The organism is Tsukamurella ocularis (assembly GCF_024807615.1).
In the GTDB taxonomy this organism is placed as follows: domain Bacteria; phylum Actinomycetota; class Actinomycetes; order Mycobacteriales; family Mycobacteriaceae; genus Tsukamurella; species Tsukamurella ocularis.
In genome coordinates this window covers 909,854-926,433 of record NZ_JANUCJ010000001.1, presented here as the reverse complement: position 1 = coordinate 926,433, position 16,580 = coordinate 909,854, and the positions used below count along the sequence as shown (strand labels likewise).

General features: G+C 70.7%; 13 protein-coding genes and 2 pseudogenes. 7 read left to right on the top strand and 8 right to left on the bottom strand.

Annotation, left to right across the window (positions count from 1 at the left end; all coding sequences use genetic code 11):
- Nucleotides 1-1,329 carry an MFS transporter gene (locus tag HNP44_RS04615; protein ID WP_259141244.1) on the bottom strand — a complete coding sequence of 443 codons (1,329 nt, stop codon included), beginning with the start codon at nt 1,327-1,329 and terminating at the stop codon, nt 1-3.
- A 74-nt stretch (nt 1,330-1,403) separates the two neighbouring features.
- Between HNP44_RS04615 and HNP44_RS04610 the strand changes: the two genes are divergently transcribed.
- The 3 genes from HNP44_RS04610 to HNP44_RS04600 all read left to right on the top strand — a co-directional run bounded on the left by HNP44_RS04610 (nt 1,404) and on the right by HNP44_RS04600 (nt 4,092).
- Nucleotides 1,404-2,033, top strand: coding sequence for a YqgE/AlgH family protein (locus tag HNP44_RS04610; RefSeq protein ID WP_259141245.1), 630 nt, complete (start codon nt 1,404-1,406; stop codon nt 2,031-2,033).
- An 83-nt stretch (nt 2,034-2,116) separates the two neighbouring features.
- Nucleotides 2,117-3,118: an ABC transporter substrate-binding protein gene (locus HNP44_RS04605; protein WP_259141246.1), complete on the top strand. Its 1,002-nt coding sequence runs from the start codon at nt 2,117-2,119 to the stop codon at nt 3,116-3,118.
- Nucleotides 3,118-4,092 carry an ABC transporter substrate-binding protein gene (locus HNP44_RS04600; RefSeq protein WP_259141247.1) on the top strand — a complete coding sequence of 325 codons (975 nt, stop codon included), beginning with the start codon at nt 3,118-3,120 and terminating at the stop codon, nt 4,090-4,092. Before HNP44_RS04605 ends, HNP44_RS04600 begins: the two co-directional genes overlap by 1 nt.
- Before the next feature lie 4 nt (nt 4,093-4,096).
- Here the strand turns inward: HNP44_RS04600 and HNP44_RS04595 are convergent, their stop codons facing one another.
- Both HNP44_RS04595 and HNP44_RS20925 read right to left on the bottom strand, forming a co-directional pair.
- Nucleotides 4,097-5,086 (bottom strand): bile acid:sodium symporter family protein, encoded by a 990-nt coding sequence (locus HNP44_RS04595; RefSeq protein WP_259141248.1) that lies wholly within the window; start codon nt 5,084-5,086, stop codon nt 4,097-4,099.
- 192 nt (nt 5,087-5,278) lie between these two features.
- Nucleotides 5,279-5,509, bottom strand: a pseudogene (locus tag HNP44_RS20925) (SdpI family protein); the annotation flags it as partial.
- A 133-nt stretch (nt 5,510-5,642) separates the two neighbouring features.
- On the opposite strand from HNP44_RS20925, the gene leuS reads away from it, so the two are divergent.
- Genes leuS through HNP44_RS04575 form a run of 3 tightly spaced genes read left to right on the top strand, consistent with a single transcriptional unit; the run spans nt 5,643 to nt 10,188 of the window.
- Complete coding sequence (gene leuS / locus HNP44_RS04585) at nt 5,643-8,495, top strand: leucine--tRNA ligase (RefSeq protein WP_310437655.1); 2,853 nt, start codon at nt 5,643-5,645, stop codon at nt 8,493-8,495.
- Nucleotides 8,496-8,534: 39 nt separating this feature from the next.
- A complete protein-coding gene (locus HNP44_RS04580) occupies nt 8,535-9,539 on the top strand; it encodes a hypothetical protein (protein WP_259141250.1) in 1,005 nt (334 codons plus the stop codon).
- A 4-nt stretch (nt 9,540-9,543) separates the two neighbouring features.
- Nucleotides 9,544-10,188: a maleylpyruvate isomerase family mycothiol-dependent enzyme gene (locus HNP44_RS04575; RefSeq protein WP_310437661.1), complete on the top strand. Its 645-nt coding sequence runs from the start codon at nt 9,544-9,546 to the stop codon at nt 10,186-10,188.
- Between the two features lie 645 nt (nt 10,189-10,833).
- On the opposite strand, the pseudogene HNP44_RS04570 reads toward HNP44_RS04575, so the two are convergent.
- Nucleotides 10,834-11,826 (bottom strand): annotated as a pseudogene (locus HNP44_RS04570) (DUF222 domain-containing protein); the annotation flags it as partial.
- A gap of 214 nt (nt 11,827-12,040) precedes the next feature.
- Between HNP44_RS04570 and HNP44_RS04565 the strand changes: the two are divergent.
- Nucleotides 12,041-13,222: a winged helix DNA-binding domain-containing protein gene (locus HNP44_RS04565; protein WP_259141251.1), complete on the top strand. Its 1,182-nt coding sequence runs from the start codon at nt 12,041-12,043 to the stop codon at nt 13,220-13,222.
- Nucleotides 13,223-13,240: 18 nt separating this feature from the next.
- Here HNP44_RS04565 and HNP44_RS04560 read toward each other — a convergent pair whose 3' ends face one another.
- From HNP44_RS04560 to HNP44_RS04545, 4 genes are all read right to left on the bottom strand, one after another.
- The gene (locus HNP44_RS04560; RefSeq protein ID WP_259141252.1) at nt 13,241-13,879 is read right to left on the bottom strand and encodes an O-methyltransferase; all 639 of its coding nucleotides are present in this window, start codon (nt 13,877-13,879) and stop codon (nt 13,241-13,243) included.
- Nucleotides 13,880-13,921: 42 nt separating this feature from the next.
- Nucleotides 13,922-14,605, bottom strand: a complete 684-nt coding sequence (locus HNP44_RS04555; RefSeq protein WP_259141253.1) for an SDR family oxidoreductase — start codon at nt 14,603-14,605, stop codon at nt 13,922-13,924.
- An 88-nt stretch (nt 14,606-14,693) separates the two neighbouring features.
- Complete coding sequence (locus HNP44_RS04550; RefSeq protein WP_259141254.1) at nt 14,694-15,965, bottom strand: MFS transporter; 1,272 nt, start codon at nt 15,963-15,965, stop codon at nt 14,694-14,696.
- A gap of 74 nt (nt 15,966-16,039) precedes the next feature.
- Nucleotides 16,040-16,525, bottom strand: a complete 486-nt coding sequence (locus tag HNP44_RS04545) for a MarR family winged helix-turn-helix transcriptional regulator (protein WP_259141255.1) — start codon at nt 16,523-16,525, stop codon at nt 16,040-16,042.
- Nucleotides 16,526-16,580 lie beyond the last annotated feature (55 nt).

The window sequence follows — 16,580 nt, the reverse complement described above, 5'->3', positions numbered from 1 at the left end:
TCAATTGGACGCGCCGGCGGCCTCCGGGGTTCCCGTGCGGCGGTAGAGGAGCACGACGAGCCCGACGGCGACCGCGTACAGCAGCGCGCCGAAGCCGGCGAGCGGGCGACAGACGCCGTCGAACGGGACCACCGCGGCAGCGAAGGCGACCGCGCCCACGAAGGTCACGTTGAACAGGGCGTCCTGGAAGGCGAAGACCTGGCCGCGGCGCTCGTCGGGGACGTCGAGCTGCATGGCCGCGTCGCCCGACAACTTCACCACCTGACCCGCGAGGCCGAGCACCGCGGCGGCGACGACCAGCATCACGAAGTTCAGGGACAGCACCGTGAGCTGGGTGAGGCACGCGACCGCGAGCGCCCCGACCACGGTGTTACGGCGTCCCCACCGGGCCACCGCGAAGGGCGTGAACACGGCGGCCACGAACATGCCGAGCGCGGTCGCACCGGCCATCGAGCCGAATCCTGCGAGGCCCAGGGTTCCGTCGGTGAAGTGGTGCCGGGTGAGCAGGAGCAGCATCAGGGTGTTGAACCCGAACACCGTTCGGTGCGCCCCCATGCCGGTCAGTGCCGCCGTGACCGACGGTGCGCGCCACGCGGCGAGGGCCCCGTGCGCGAGGCCGGCGGCGACATCGCTGAGCGCGGTCGGGGGCTTCTCGTGCTTGCCGGAGACGTCGTGGTCGGGGCCGAGGACGCCCGCGGGGAAGCGGGTGGAGAGCACCGCGCCGAGGACCGCGACGAGCACGGCGACGGCGAGGACGCAGGCGCCGCCCCCGTCGTCGGAGCCGAAGATCGCCCGCAGCCCGACGGCCGTGCTGGCGCCAACCGCGGTCGCGCCGGCCCCCATGGTCGTGGTCAGGGAGTTGATCGCGACGAGCTGCGGCCGGTCGACCACGTGCGGGAGCGCGGCGGAGAGGCCGGACGCCACGAAGCGGCCGGCGCCGCCGACGGCCAGCGCGACGACGAAGATCGCCGTCTCTCCCGCCCCCGAAGCGAGCACCCCCGCGCATGCGGCGATGAGCAGCGCGCGCACGAGGTTGGCCACGATGAAGACGCGGCGCCGGTCCCAGCGGTCCAGCAGGGCGCCGGCGAAGGGCCCGATCACCGAGTACGGCAGTAGCAGGACGGCGAGGCCGGTGGCGATGGCTGCCGGGGTGGCGTTCCGTTCGGGGTTGAAGACGATGGCGGTGCCGAGCCCGGCCTGGAACAGGCCCTCGGCGTATTGGCTCAGGAGGCGGACGCCGAGCAGACGCAGCAGGTCGGGCAGGTCGCGGAAGGTCCGCCACGCGGGTTTCGCAGCGGCGGCGGGAGCGTCCGTTCCGCTGGTCGTCACGTGCTACAGCGTATCGGCGAGAGGGCATCCGCGTCGGCGGACCCCGATGGTTCTCGACGTGCGATGATGGGGGTGTGGGTCCAGATCGTTCGAATGAGCCGACGCAGGGCGGCGCGTCCTCCGGCGAGCCCGCCGATGCGGGCTTCGAGGTGTCTTCGGGCACGTTGCTGGTCGCCTCCCCGGAGCTGGTCGAGCCGACGTTCTCCCGCACCGTCGTTTACCTGATCGAGCACAACGAGTCGGGCAGCCTGGGTGTGGTCCTGAACCGGCCCAGCGAGTCCGCGGTGCACGGGGTGCTCCCCCGGTGGCATGACCTGGCGGCCAAGCCGAAGGCGGTGTTCGTCGGCGGCCCGGTCAATCAGTCGGCGGCGCTGTGCCTGGGCGTGGTGAAGGCCGGCGTGGACGTGAACGGCATCCGCGGTCTGCAGCCCGTTGCCGGCCGGGTGGTGCTCGTGGACCTCGACTCCGACGTGGAGATGATGGACGAGCTACTCGACGGCGTGCGCGTCTTCGCCGGGTACAGCGGCTGGGGCATGGGGCAGCTCGACGACGAGTTCGAGCGCGACGACTGGATCCCCTGCGGCTCCCTGCACACCGACGTCCTGGTGCCCTCGCGGGTGGACTTGTGGGGCAGGGTGCTCCGCCGTCAGGGACTGCCGACCGCGCTGCTCGCGACCCACCCCGTGGACGTCTCCGTCAACTGACTTCGGCCGCGACTACTCAGGCAGGCGTTCCACCCCGTCGCTAGTTAGGCTAGTCTTACCTTCCTGTCGATCGGGAGGGTTTCATGAGGCGGGTCAGCACGGTGTTCATTGCCGCGGTATCGGTGGTCGGGCTGGTCACGACGGCGTGCGGTGGTTCGGGTTCCGACGGTGCCGCCCCCGCGGCGAGCACCGTCACGATCACGCAGGTCAACGGGGTCACCGTGTTCCCCGTCGGTCCGACCCGCATCGTCGCCACCGGCTACTCGATCGACAATCTCCTCGCCCTCGGCATCAAGCCCGTCGCCGTGGTGGAGGGCGGGCTGCCGCTGCCCGCGCCCTGGCACGGCAAGCAGCTCGACGGCATCCCGATCATCAAGTCGCCGGACAAGAAGTCCATGCCGGTCGAGGAGATCGCGAAGTACCGCCCCGAGCTGTTCGCCGGCGACAATTACGTCGTCGATAAGCCCACCTTCGAGCGGTTGTCCGCCGTCACCACAGTGCTGGGCGGCATCGAGGAGAACGGTTCCAGCGCCGCGTGGGACGTCCAGCTCAAGGCCCTGGGGAAGATCCTCGGGAAGACGGATGTCGTGAACCGTGTTCTCGCGGACGACAAGGCGCGGTTCGCCGCCGTCCGCGAGCGGCACCCGGGGCTGCAGGGCAAGTCGGCGGTCCTCGCGCAATACATCGCCGCGTCGAGCACATTCAACTTCGTCTCCTCTGCTGCCGACCCGACCAACACCATGTTCGCCGAACTGGGGATGACCCTCCCGAAGGCGATCAAGGACAACCCGCGCTTCGCCACGGGAGCCGGCCAGCAGGGCGGACGCACCCCGGTGTCGCTGGAGCTGCTCCCCCAGATCGCTTCGAACCTCATGGTGATCTACCCGAACGGCGCCACCGCCGCAGACCTTCAGCGGCTGCCCGGCTACGCCGGCCTGCCGCAGGTGACCTCGGGCGCGACGCAGGTCGTCGACCTGCAGACGGTGATCGCGCTGAACCAGCCCACCCCGCTGAGCCGGGAGTGGATCCTGCCCCAGCTCGAGCCGCTCTTCGTCAACGCCGCGCAGCAGCAGGCGGTGGCCTGATGCGGCGCCTCGCGGCGGCCGTCGCGGCGCTCGCCCTGCTCGCGGGCTGCGGCTCGGGCGCGACGGAGCAGGCGGCACCGTCGTCCTCGACGGTGTCCATCCCCCAGGCCAACGGCACCATCGACTACCCCGTCGGCACGAAGCGGATCGTCGCGCAGGGCTATTCGATCGACAACGTGCTGGCGCTCGGGATCAAGCCGGTCGCCATCGTGCAGCTGACCCAGCCGCTGCCCGCGGCGTGGCAGCGCGAGCTGCTCAAGGATGTGCCGGTGATCAAGGCGCCCAGCGCCACCAGCCTGCCGGCCGAGGAGATCGCCAAGTACCAGCCGGATCTCTTCGTCGGCGACCACCGCGTGGTCAAGGGCGAGAACTTCGTCGCGGTGAGCGGGGTGACCAAGGTGCTCGGTGGCATCGCCGCGTCGGGTCCCGACTCCGGCTGGAACGCCCAGCTCCTCGCCCTCGGCCGGATCCTCGGCAAGGAGGACGAGGCGCGGCGGGTGATCGCGGCCGACCACGACCTGGTGTCGGGCTTCGCGAAGCGGTACCCGGGCCTGCGGGGGAAGACGGGGTTCGTGGCCCAGTACGCGGCCGCGGCGTCGAGCTTCAACGTGATCGCGAGCCCGCAGGACCCGACGAACCTGTTTCTCGCGGAACTGGGCCTGACGGTGCCGCGCGCCATCCGCGAGGAGCCTCGGTTCGTCAACCCCGCGACCCGGGGCATGGTCTCGCTGGAGCTCCTCCCCAAGGTGGCCGCCAATTTCATGGCGATCTACCCCAACGGCGCGACGGGCGAGGATCTCCTGCGGCTGCCCGGCTACTCGGCCCTACCCCAGGTGCAGCGCGGCACCGCGGTCGTCGCCGACCTCGATCTCACGTACTCGGTCTACCAGCCCACGTCGCTGAGCCGGGCCTGGTTCCTGCGGACGATGGAGCCGACGCTGGCGAAGGTCGCGGAGCAACCCGTCGTGGAGTGACGGCTCAGGCCGGGACGGTCTCCCGCTCGAGCTCGCGCCCGTACCGCGCGGCCAGCCACGCGCACATCATGAGCTGCAACTGATGGAAGATCATCAGCGGCAGCACCAGCAGGCCGACGGGCTGCCCGGCGAACAGGACGGCAGCCATCGGCAGGCCGGTGGCCATCGACTTCTTCGTTCCGCAGAACTGGATGGCGATCATGTCGGCGCGGTCGAAACCGAGCTTCTCGGCGGTGCTCCGGGTGAGCCACAGCATCACCACCACGAGCACGGCGGACAGCACGATCAGCTGCACGACGCCCACCCAGGAGACCTGGCTCCAGATGTGCTCGCGCATGCCCGCGGAGAAGGCGGAGTAGACCACCAGCACGATCGAGCCGCGGTCTACGTACTTGAGCGCCGCGGCGTACTTCTTCACGAACCCGCCCACCCACGGCCGCAGCAGTTGGCCGAGCAGGAAGGGCAGTAGGAGCTGCAGGCACAGGTCGATGATCGAGCTGCTGTGGAACTGCACCTCGCCGGTGGTCGCCATCAGCGCGAGCACCAGCAGCGGGGTGATGAAGACGCCGAGCAGGTTGGACACCGAGGCGCTGACGATCGCGCCAGGTACGTTGCCGCCCGCGATCGAGGTGAAGGCGATCGACGACTGCACGGTGGACGGCAGCAGCGTCAGGAACAGCACGCCGGCGTACAGCTCGGGCCGCAGCAGGACTTCCGGCGCGAAGCGCAGCAGCACGCCGATGATCGGGAAGACCACGAAGGTGAAGCCCAGGATCACCACGTGCAGGCGCCAGTGCTTCAGGCCGGCCAGCGCCTCCATCGGGTGGATCCGCGCCCCGTACAGGAAGAACAGGACCGCGATCGCGACGGTGACGGCACCGTCGACCACGGGGACCGCGCGCCCCTCCGCCGGGAACAGGGCCGCGAGGGCGACTGCGGCGAAGATCGCCAGGATGAAGCCGTCGATCGAGAGCTTGCCGAGGAGCTTGCGCATCGTCTACGCCGGGCGCGCCTCGTGGTCGCACATGCCCTTGAGGGCACACGCACCGCAGCCGCCGGTCACGCCGCAGTCGTCCGCCGGGTCGTCCGACGGTGCCTCGTCGGCGCTGCAGCAGGTGGCCTCGGGCATCTGCAGGTGGGCCTGGATCGAGGCCGCACGGGCGCCCTGGAGCGCGCCGAAGCCGGCGAGGAACAGGCCCGCGACCACGGCGACGCCGACGGAGACGTAGGACCACGGGACGTCCATCGCGAGGCCGGTGAGCGCGCCGCCGCCGAAGATGACGCCCGCCGCGACCAGACCGGGGCCCGCGACGCGGTTCGCGGTGCGCCAGAGCAGCGGATCGGAGAGGGTCTGCTCCGTGCGGACCCCCACGGCACCGTTCTCCGGCAGGCGGCCGACGAGCCCGGCGCCGCCCACGACAACGGCCGCCACGGCGGCCAGGGCGAGGATCACAACCAGCACGAACACGATCTCTAGTTTAGAGACCCGTGCAAATCGCGCTCAAGCAGGTGTTTGCGGGGCCGACCAGGACCGTCACTAAGCTGGTGGGGTGACGCAGAACGTTGAACAGAGTCCGTCGGCCGGCCCCGCCCATCGGTACACGGCCGAGCTCGCGGGCACCATCGAGCAGCGGTGGCGCGATCAGTGGCGCGACGGCGGCGTCTTCAACGCCCCGAACCCCGTCGGCCCGCTGGCGGTGGCCGACGGTGCGCTGCCCCCCGAGAAGCTGTTCATCCTCGACATGTTCCCGTACCCCTCGGGTGCGGGCCTGCACGTCGGCCACCCGCTGGGCTTCATCGCGACGGATGTCTTCGGCCGGTACCACCGGATGAACGGCGCCAACGTTCTGCACACGATGGGCTTCGACGCCTTCGGCCTGCCTGCCGAGCAGTACGCGGTCCAGACCGGCACGCACCCGCGCGTCACCACCGAGAAGAACATCGAGCGGTACCTGGAGCAGATCGGCTCGCTCGGCCTGGCCCACGATGAGCGCCGCCGTGTCTCCACTACGGACCCGGAGTTCTACCACTGGACGCAGTGGATCTTCCTGCAGATCTACAACGCCTGGTACGACGCCGCCCAGGACCGCGCGCGGCCGATCGCTGAGCTCGAGGCCGAGTTCGCCTCCGGCGCGAGGGCTTTGGACGACGGACGGGAGTGGTCGGGTCTGACGGCGGCCGAGCGCTCCGCCGTGCTCGACGATCACCGCCTGGTCTACGAGAGCAATTCGCTGGTGAACTGGTGCCCGGGCCTGGGCACCGTGCTCGCCAACGAGGAGGTCACCGCCGACGGCCGCAGCGAGCGCGGCAACTTCCCCGTGTACCGCAAGCAGCTGCGGCAGTGGATGATGCGGATCACCGCGTACTCGGACCGCCTGATCGATGACCTCGACGTGCTGGACTGGCCCGAGAAGGTCAAGTCCATGCAGCGCAACTGGATCGGCCGCAGCCGCGGCGCCCGCGTGGCTTTCACCGCCGCCGGCGAGCGGATCGAGGTCTTCACCACCCGCCCCGACACCCTGTTCGGCGCCACCTACATGGTGCTCTCCCCCGAGCACCCGCTGGTCGACCAGCTGACCGCCGATGCCTGGCCCGCTGGTGTCGATGAGCGGTGGACCGGCGGCGCCGGGTCCCCGGCGGAGGCCGTCGCCGGGTACCGCGCGTCGATCGCCGCCAAGTCCGACCTGGAGCGCCAGGAGGGCAAGGAGAAGACGGGTGTCTTCCTGGGCACGTTCGCGGTGAACCCGCTGAGCGGCACCGAGATCCCCGTTTTCATCGGCGACTACGTGCTCATGGGCTACGGCACCGGCGCCATCATGGCCGTCCCGGGCCACGACATCCGCGACCACGAGTTCGCGACGAAGTTCGGCCTGCCCATGGTCGAGGTGGTCGGCAGCGAGGCCGGCGTCGCGGACGAGGCGTACATCGGCGAGGGCCCCGCGGTGAACTCCGCCAACGCCGATCTCGATATCAACGGCCTGGGCGTCGCCGAGGCGAAGGCCGCCGTCATCGCCTTCCTGGAGAAGACCGGCGCCGGCCGAGGAACCGTGCAGTACAAGCTGCGCGACTGGCTGTTCGCGCGCCAGCGATACTGGGGCGAGCCCTTCCCCATCGTTTTCGATGCCGACGGTGCGCCGCACGCTCTGCCGGAATCCCAGCTGGCTGTGCTGCTCCCGGAGGTCGAGGACTACGCGCCCGTGGCCTTCGATCCGGAGGATTCGGACTCGCAGCCCTCTCCCCCACTGGCGAAGGCCACCGATTGGCTGCACGTCGAGTTGGACCTCGGCGACGGCCTGCAGGACTACACCCGCGACGCGAACGTCATGCCGCAGTGGGCCGGCAGCTCGTGGTACCAGCTGCGCTACGTGGACCCCACGAACACGGAGACGTTCTGCGCCAAGGAGAACGAGGCCTACTGGATGGGCCCGCGGCCCGAGGTCAACGGTGCGGGCGATCCCGGCGGCGTGGACCTGTACGTCGGCGGCGTGGAGCACGCCGTGCTGCACCTGCTGTACGCGCGGTTCTGGCACAAGGTGCTCTTCGACCTGGGCTACGTCACCTCGCGTGAGCCGTACCGGAAGCTGTTCAACCAGGGCATGATCCAGGCCTTCGCCTACACCGATTCCCGCGGCGTCTACGTGCCCGCGGAGGACGTCGTGGAGCGCGACGGGAAGTTCTTCCTCGGCGATCAGGAGGTGAAACGCGAGTACGGCAAGATGGGCAAGTCCCTGAAGAACTCGGTCGCACCGGACGACATCGCCCGCGACTACGGCGCCGACACCCTGCGCGTCTACGAGATGTCCATGGGACCGCTGGACCAGGACCGCGCGTGGGCGACGAAGGACGTCGTGGGCGCGCAGCGCTTCCTGCAGCGCGCCTGGCGCGCGGTGATCGACGAGGAGAACGGCGCCGTCCGGGTCACCGACGAGACGCCGTCCGACGACTCGATGCGGGTGCTGCACAAGACGATCGCCGGCGTCCGCGAGGACTACGCGGAGATGCGCGACAACACCGCCATCGCCAAGCTGATCGAGCTGACCAACCACCTCACCAAGGCGTACCCCGGCGGCGCGCCGCGCTCGCTCGCCGAGCCGTTGACGCTGATGCTCGCTCCCGTCGCCCCGCACATCGCGGAGGAGCTGTGGAGCCGGCTGGGCCACGCCGAGTCGCTGGCGCACGGCCCGTTCCCCGTCGCCGAGGGCCAGTGGCTGGTGCAGGACACCGTCGAGATCCCGGTGCAGGTGAAGGGCAAGGTCCGTTCGCGGATCACCGTGGGCGCCGACGCCTCCGACGAGGCCCTCGAGGCCGCCGCTCTGGCGGACCCGAGGATCGCCGAGCTGCTCGACGGCGCCCCGCGCAAGGTGATCGTCGTCTCCGGCAAGCTCGTCAACATCGTTCCGTAACAGGGGAGTCCGGTCATGAGTCCTCTCGCCGAGCAGCTCATGGCCGGCCCCCGCGGGCGGGCGTTGTGCGTCTTCGCCGGTCTGCCCTCCGCAGCATGGCGCAGCCTATGGGATCTCGAGCTCGAGCCGGATATGGGTGGCTCCGTGCCGTGGTATCGGGCTGCAGAGGATCGATTGCTGACGGATTCCCAGTATCGGTCCGTTCAGTCGCTCCAGCTCGCACTGACCGAGCCGGAGGTTCTTGATGCCGCCGCGGTTCGTGGCGCCCTGGAACACACTGTCGGCAATGCCGTGTACTGGCAGGATCCGCGGGACGAGGAGCTCGTGGGGTCGATGCCGCAACTCGCGTCGCCGCTGCAAAGGATCGCGCAGGGAATCGAGGCGTTGCCCGAAGTCGGTTGGTGGACGGCACCGTTCTCTGCTGACCAGCACCGGGTGCGCTATCTGCCGTTCGACGAGGTGGCAGCTCTCGACTCTCCGGCCGCGGAGATCCTCGCGGAGGCTTTCAGGTCACGTGACCTTAGGGAACCTCCCGGATACATGAGCGGGTGGTGGTCGGCGCCACCGTTCGGTCTGGTCAGGACCTGCCCGGTACCCGGAGGGGAGCCGAGTGGCCTGTTTCTCGTCGAAGACGGGTTCGGGCAGCAACGGGCATCCGTGCATTCCGTGACGTCCTCAAGACCACGAGTCCTGGAGATCGACTCCGGCGAGTCGTGGGCGGAGCTGTGTCGACATCACCCACTCGATGTCACGAACGACCGATCGCGAGACTGGCTCACCACTACTGGACTCGCGGACACCCGGTGGGTGATGCCCGATTGGCGATCCGTGGCAGAGGAGTACGACGCGGTGCACCTGCAGGTCGGCGCGTACCTCGCGGCGAGCGGTACCGCGATCGAGGTGGAACCGGGAGTGCACTCGGTGATCGCGGGGTGGGCGCCGGGCGACACCTTCTGGCTCACGGACGTCGTCGAAGTGGAACCTCGCGGCCGGATCTTCGTCAAGGATCGGGACGACGACCTGTGGCACCCGGAGGAGGACTGAACCCGTGATCGGATCCGTTGGGCACCTCGCGACCGAGGAGCGGCGCAGTCTGCTCGAACTCGTGGAGGGCTTCACGGAAGCGCAGTGGAGTGCGCCCAGCCTGTGTCAGGGGTGGAGCGTCCGGGACGTGGTGTTGCACCACATCAGCTACGACCTGCTCGCTGGGCGGGAGACGCTGCAGCGAATGGTCACCGGCCGCGCGCATCCTGGCAGTTCCTCGAACGATGCACGCCTCGCGGAGCTCGCCGGGCTCACCACCGGCGACGTCGTGTCCGCCCTCCGCGTACACCAGCGGCCCACGGGACTGACCTCCGGCTTCGGGTGCCGTATCTCCTTGCTGGACGGCATGATCCACCAGCAGGACGTCCGCCGACCGCTGAACCTGCCGCGGACGATCCCCGGGGAGCGCATCCGGCCGGCGCTGAACTTCGCACTCTGGGCGCCGCCGGTGCGGGGCGCGGTCCGGGGCAGGGGAGTGCGCCTCGTCGCCGACGACCTCGACTGGTCTTTCGGCCGCGGGCCCGAGGTCCGCGGCACGGCCGAGGTGCTGCTGCTCGCGATGGGCGGCCGCACCGTCGTCCTGGACGAGTTGACCGGGCCGGGCCTGGGTCGATTCACCCGGAACCTGGGAGCCCCCGGTACGCGCTGAGCCCGCCCCGTGCGGACGTGCCCCGTGCACGGAGCCGACGGCCCCGATGTGCTGACCCGCCGTGCGCTCCGCCGGCGCGCCTGAGCAGTCGCCGAATGCCACCTCGGGGCATGCCACGACAGCGAGCTGCCACGGCAGATCCTCGCGCCAATGGTTGTCGGCGTCGTGGTCGGAGAGCAGGTCCTCCAGCAGCGGCGGGCCGTGCGGCCCGTCCAGCATCGCGGCGATGTCGTCGTGGAAGGTGCCCACGAAGTCGCCGTAGAGGGCGCGTTCGTCCTGCGCGCGCCACTCGTCGGCGTACTGCTGGTGCCGTTGGCGGTGGTGCTCCTGCGCCAGCCGGTAGAGCTCCTCCGCGTGGTGCGAGTGGTTCACGCGGTACTCGCCGGTGGGATCGCCGGTGCGGCGCCACCCGGTGCGGCCGGCGTACTCGTCGCCCTCGGGCAGCGTGACGGTCTCGAATCCGCGGCGCACCTCGTCGTCACTGGGGACCACCTTGCCATGGTGGGCATCGCAGGCCAGGGTCAGCACCGTGATGTCGGTGGCGCCCCCGTCGCGCCACTCCGTCTTGTGGTGCACCTGGCAGCGGGTGGCCGGCGCATCGCACCGGGGCGCGCTGCAGCCCTGCTCGGACCCGTAGAGGGCGATGCGCTGGTCCGCGGACGCCAGGCGCTTCTCGCGGCCGAGGTACAGCGGGCGCGACGCGACATCCAGCAGCAGAACGTACTTGGGGTTGGCGCCCATCATCCGAAGCGCGTCCTCGACGGGTAGTCGACCACCGGTGGCGGTGGTGGCGATGCCGGTCTCGGACTCGAGCTGATCGATCCCCAGGGTGATGATCGGGACGCACGGCATCCCGCGGTGCTGCCCGAGCGCACCCGAGCCGATCACGATCCGGAGTGCCGCGACGAACGCGTCGTGGTTGCGTTGCACGGCGCTTCGTCGATCCTGCTTCGCCGCTTCGGCGACGGCCTCTGCATCGTCGATGTCGACGGGGTGCGCCGCGTCCGCCGGGTTGTTCACGCCGGGCCGGGCGAGCTTCTCCAGCATCGTGTCCATCAGCGCGCGGGCCTCCGGTGAGAGCACCCCGCCGAGCGCGGACATGAGGTCGTCGCCTTGCTTGCCGACGGTCAACTCGCGCTTGCGGGCGACGTCCTCCGCGGAGGGTTCGGCACCGTCGGGGTCGAGGAGCTCGTACGCACGCCGGCCGAGGAGTACGACGTCCTCCGGCGTACACCCGCCGACGGCGGCGGTGACCAGCATGTCCTCAAGATCGTGCAGGTCGGGATGGGAGAGCTTGGGGGAGCAGGTGTCGAAGGCCTTCTCGATCGCCAGGGCGTGCCGTTCGGACAGCGTGCCCGCGCGCTGGGCGGCGGCGACGAGGGGCAGGCGCGGCTCGGGAGCGTGCCCGCGTTCCTGCCGCGGCGCGCGCGAACGGGCGCCGCGGATCCGGTCCCGCGCCTCGACGCCCGCCAGGCACAGCTGATCGACCAGGAGCTCCTTGGCGCCCGTGTAGCCGAGCTGGGCCGGCAGGTCCTGCTCGATGGCCACCTCGGTGAGCCAGTGCTGGCTGCTGGGGACTGTGCGCGCGGCGCGCTCGAGGCGCCGGAGGCTCCCGAGGACCTCCTGCGAGGACAGCATGACGGGGTTCATCGCGGCCAAGCGGTCGGCGGCCTGTTCGAAGGAGGTGAGCGCACCGAGATACTCAGCCGCAGTGGCGGAATCGGTCATGAGCCGCCCCCCTTTCGTTACTGCAATCCTACGAGCGTGTGCGAGAGAGAGCAATAGAGCCGAACATGTTTCCTACGAGACGACGATGCCTTAGCCTGGAGTCCTGGGATGAAAGGAGCGCCGGATGCGCCTGATCGACGATGCGGAGCGCCGCGCTCGCATGGCCCGCCGCCACGCCCTCGCGCCGCAGCATCGCACCGATTCAGTGCTGGATGCGGTGCGCGCCGTCGGCGTCCTGCACGCCACGGAGCCGGCGACGCCGTACCTGTCGGTGCACGCGCGGATGCACGACTTCGCCCGTGACGAGTACGAGCGCGAACTCTGGGCGGAACGCTCGCTCGTCAAGCAGCTCGCCATGCGCCGCACCATGTTCGTTTTCCCGCGCGAGCTGTACGGCCCGGCGCTCAGCGGCCCGTCGGACCGCGTCGCGGCCCAGGAGCACGCGAAGATCGCTAAGGACGCGGTCCGCGGCGGTATCGCCGACGACGGCGAGGCCTGGCTCGCACAGGCGCGCGCCGCGGTCCTCGACGCTCTCCGCGGCAGCGAGCTCAGCGCCGTGCGGCTTCGCGAGCAGGTGCCCGAGCTCGACGGCAAGGTGATGATGTCGGAAGGCAAGAAGTACGGCGGCGAGATGCACTTGGCGCCCAGGGTTCTCACCTGGCTCGGCGCGGCGGGAGAGCTGGTGCGTGGGCACAACGAGAGCCACTGGCGGGTGAACCGGAACCAGTGGTCCCGCGCCGACGAGTGGCTCGGCGGGCCGGCCGAGCGCACCGATCCGGCGGAGGCGTATGCGGTTCTGGTGCGGGAGTACCTGCGCGCCTTCGGCCCGGTCACGGAGACGGACGTGGTGTGGTGGTTCGGCGCCACCAAGACGGCGATCCGCGCCGCGCTCGCCGAGATCGGTGCGGTCCACGTGCGATTGGAGCGCGATGGCACCGGCTGGGTGCTGCCGGAGGACGTGGATCCCGTGGCGCCGATGGAGCCGTGGGCCGCGCTCCTGCCCGCGCTCGATCCCACGCCGATGGGCTGGAAGGAGCGCGCCTTCTACCTCGATCCCGGGTTCGCCGCTGCGATCTACGACAGCGCCGGCAACGCGGGCACAACGGCGTGGTGGGACGGCCGCGTCGTCGGGGCCTACGTCCAGGACGACGAGGGCGCCGTCGGGCTGGTCCTCGCCCCTGGCACGCCCCGTGCGGCGCGGAAGGCCCTCGACGCGGAGGCCGCTCGGCTGCAGGACTGGCTGGCCGGGGAGCGGGTGAACTCGCTCTACAAGTCCCCGATCACCCTCCCCGCGTACCGGTTCTGATCGGCGGACGGCGCCGGATCAGCGCACGACGGCGATCGCCAGGCCGTCCCAGCCCTTGATCCCGACGGTCTGCAGCGCGGTGGCGTCCAGCCGCGGGTCGGAGCCGAGGCGCTCGAGGGCGCCGCGGATACCGTCGGCGTCCGGCCCCTCGTCCTGCAGGCGACGCACTACGTTGTCGAGCACGATGACGGTGCCCGGAACGCTCAGCCGCAGAGCCCAATCCAGGTAGGCGCGGTTGTTCGCCTTGTCGGCGTCGATGAAGACGAGGCCGAAGGGACCGTCGAGGAAGGGCAGGGTGTCGAGCGCCGCGCCGACCTTGAGGTCGACGCGGTCGCCCAGTCCGGCCTCGTCGAGGCTGGCCCGCGCGACCGCGGCGTGCTCGGGCGCGAACTCCAGGGTGACGACCGACCCCGACGGCCCGACCGCCCGCGCCAGCCAGGCGGTGCTGTAGCCGCCGAGGGTGCCGATCTCGAGGACGCGGTCGGCACGCGCGATGGTCGCGAGCAGGTAGAGGAACTTGCCCTGCGTCGCGGAGACGGCGATGTCCGGCAGGCCGCCCGCGGCCTGCGCGGCGCGGATCGGCTCGAACGCGGCGGCGTCGACGGCCACCGTCCGCTCGAGGTAGTCGTCCGTCTCGGCCCAGGACTCGCTGCTCACGGTCCCGACCCTACGCCGATCGACGAACCCCGGCCACGGGGTTCAGCGGGGCCGGAGCACGATCTCCGTGGCGTGCGCGTCGCCGGGAGTCTCGATCGCCTGGACCACGGCGCGGGCGACGCTCTCGGGCCGGAGCAGGCCCTCGGTCGCGTACTCGCGCCCCTCGGCGGCGAAGATGTCCTGCTGCATCTCCGTGTCGATCCGCCCCGGGAAGATACTGGTGACGCGCAGCGCGGGCTCCTCCGCGCGGAGCGCCTCGGCGAAGGAGGTCAGCCCGAACTTGCTGGCCGCGTAGGCGGACCAGCCGGGGTTGGCGCGCTTGCCGGCGCCCGAGTTGATCAGCACGACGTGACCGCCCGCGGCGCGGAGCGCCGGCAGCAGGGCGCGGGTGAGCTCGACGACCGCGAGAAGGTTGACCTCGAACATCTCCCGCCAGTCGGCGGCGGAGGTGTCCTCGATCCGCCCGATGCGGCCGACGCCGGCGTTGTGCACGAGCACGTCGAGCCGGTCGATCGGTGCGACGAGTTCCCGGACTGCGGAGTGATCGGTGAGGTCGGCCGGAAATGCTGCGGCACCGTCGAACTCGGCGACGAGGCCGTCGAGCGCGGGGGAGGGGCGGCCGCCGAGCAGGAGCCGGTGCGTGCCGCCGAGCCCGCGCGCGATGTGCGCGCCGAGCCCGCGGGAGGCGCCGGTGACGAGGGCGAGGGGGCGGGCGTCGTCGGTCATGGGGTCACGCTACCGAAGGCCCCGGGGGCGGGAGAACCCCGGTCGAATCCTGGGGATCCGCCGGGGTTCTCGGGTGTCGAACGAGCGCTCAGAACTCCGCGTCGCCGACGAGGGCGGCCTCGGCCGGGACCTCGCGGGAGTCGGCGTTCTTGCCGCGCACCTGGGTCAGGACCACGGCGGCCACGACGCAGGCGATCGCGCCGATGTAGAACGGGGCCGCGGGGCTGCCGAACCAGTTCGCGAAGTGCGCCACGAAGGTCGCGGCGAGTGCGCCGCCGGCCCAGCGCAGGAAGTTGTAACCGGCGCTGGCGACGGGGCGCGGCGCGTCGGCGATCGACATCGCGGTGCCGGTGAACAGCGTGTTCAGCACGCCCGACGGGATGCCGGAGAGCACGACGACGGTGACGACCACCGCCACGTTCTCGTGCCCGATGGCGGCGACCACCAGCAGCACGCCGTAGACCAGCACGGCCACGATGGAGCCGGTGCGCTCGCCGAGGGCGGCGGCGACCTTCGGCGCGAGCCACACCCCGCTCACGGCGACCAGCAGGCCCCAGCCGACGAACACGGCGCCGACGAAGTACGCGCTCTGGTGCAGCACGAACGGCGACCAGGCGAGGATGGTGAAGAAGGCGGCGGTGTAGAAGGCGGAGCCGAGCCCGGTGAGGAACAGGCCGCGCTGGCGCAGCGCCTTGAGCGGGGCCAGGGGAGAGACGGTGCCCTCGCGCTGCCGCTTCTCCTTCGCCTCGGCCGCATCGGGCTTCAGCATCGTGGCGCACAGCACGGCGCCGATCAGCATGAGGACGGCGGTGCCGGCGAACGGTCCGCGCCAGGAGACGCCGCCGAGGACGGCGCCGAGTAGCGGCCCGACAGCCAGGCCCACGCCGAGCGCGGCCTCGTAGAGCAGGATCGCGCCCTGCTGGCCGCCGGTGGCGGCGGCGACGATCACGGCCAGCGCCGTGGCGATGAACAGCGCGTTGCCGAGGCCCCAGATGGCGCGCCACGCGACGAGGGCGCCGATCGAATTGGCCAGGGCGCAGGCCCCGGCGGCGATCACGATAAGCAGCAGGCCCGCGATGACGGTGCGCTTCGCGCCGAACATCGAGGTGAACCAGCCGATGAACAGCATGGCGACCACCTGGACGCCGAGGTAGGACGAGAACAGCAGGGTGGTCTGGCTGGGCGTCGCGTGCAGGGAGTCGGCGATGGACACCAGGATCGGGTCGACGAGGCCGATGCCCATGAAGGCGATCACCGCGGCGAAGGCCGTGACCCACACCGCCTTGGGCTGATGGGACAGCGTGTCGCGCAGGCTGGGGTGCGCGTGCTCTGTCTGGTCGTGTTCGGCGGTGGTCGTCATCGCAGCTCCTCTCGGGGTACTACGAAATTCTAACTATTACCTCGTGTAAAGAACAAGTCGGTGTGATCGATTCCTCAGTCGTCGTCGCGGTAGCGGTCGATGAGCTTGTTGAGCGCGGGAACCGCCAGGTCCAGGTTCCGCCGGTCCTCGTCCGTCAGCTCGTGGAGATGCTCGGCGAGGACCGCGTTGCGGGCTGCGATGAGCTCGGAGGTGAGCTGCTCGCCGTGCTCGGAGAGCTGCACCACGACCGCGCGCCCATCGTCCGGGTCGGGGGTGCGCTGCGCCAGCCCCAAACGCTCGAGCCCGTCGACGGCACTCGTCGCGGAGGGCAGCCGGATCCGCAGGAACCGCGCCAGCTCGCCCATCCGCACGGGGCCGAGGCGCAACAGGCTCTGCAGCGCCGACTGCTGCGCGGGCGTGAGATCCGGGCCCGGTGTGTTGCGCCGCATCAGGAAGTGGAGCTGCAGGAGTGGGGATCGCAGCCGCGCGGCGAGGTCGTCGACCTCGGCGTCGGAGGGCGGGGTCGACGGTGCGCCGGGCGCATCGGACACGGAATTCATGCCCCGATACTAGGCACAAATGCGACGGTGCCGGCCGCCCTGAGGCGAGCCCGGC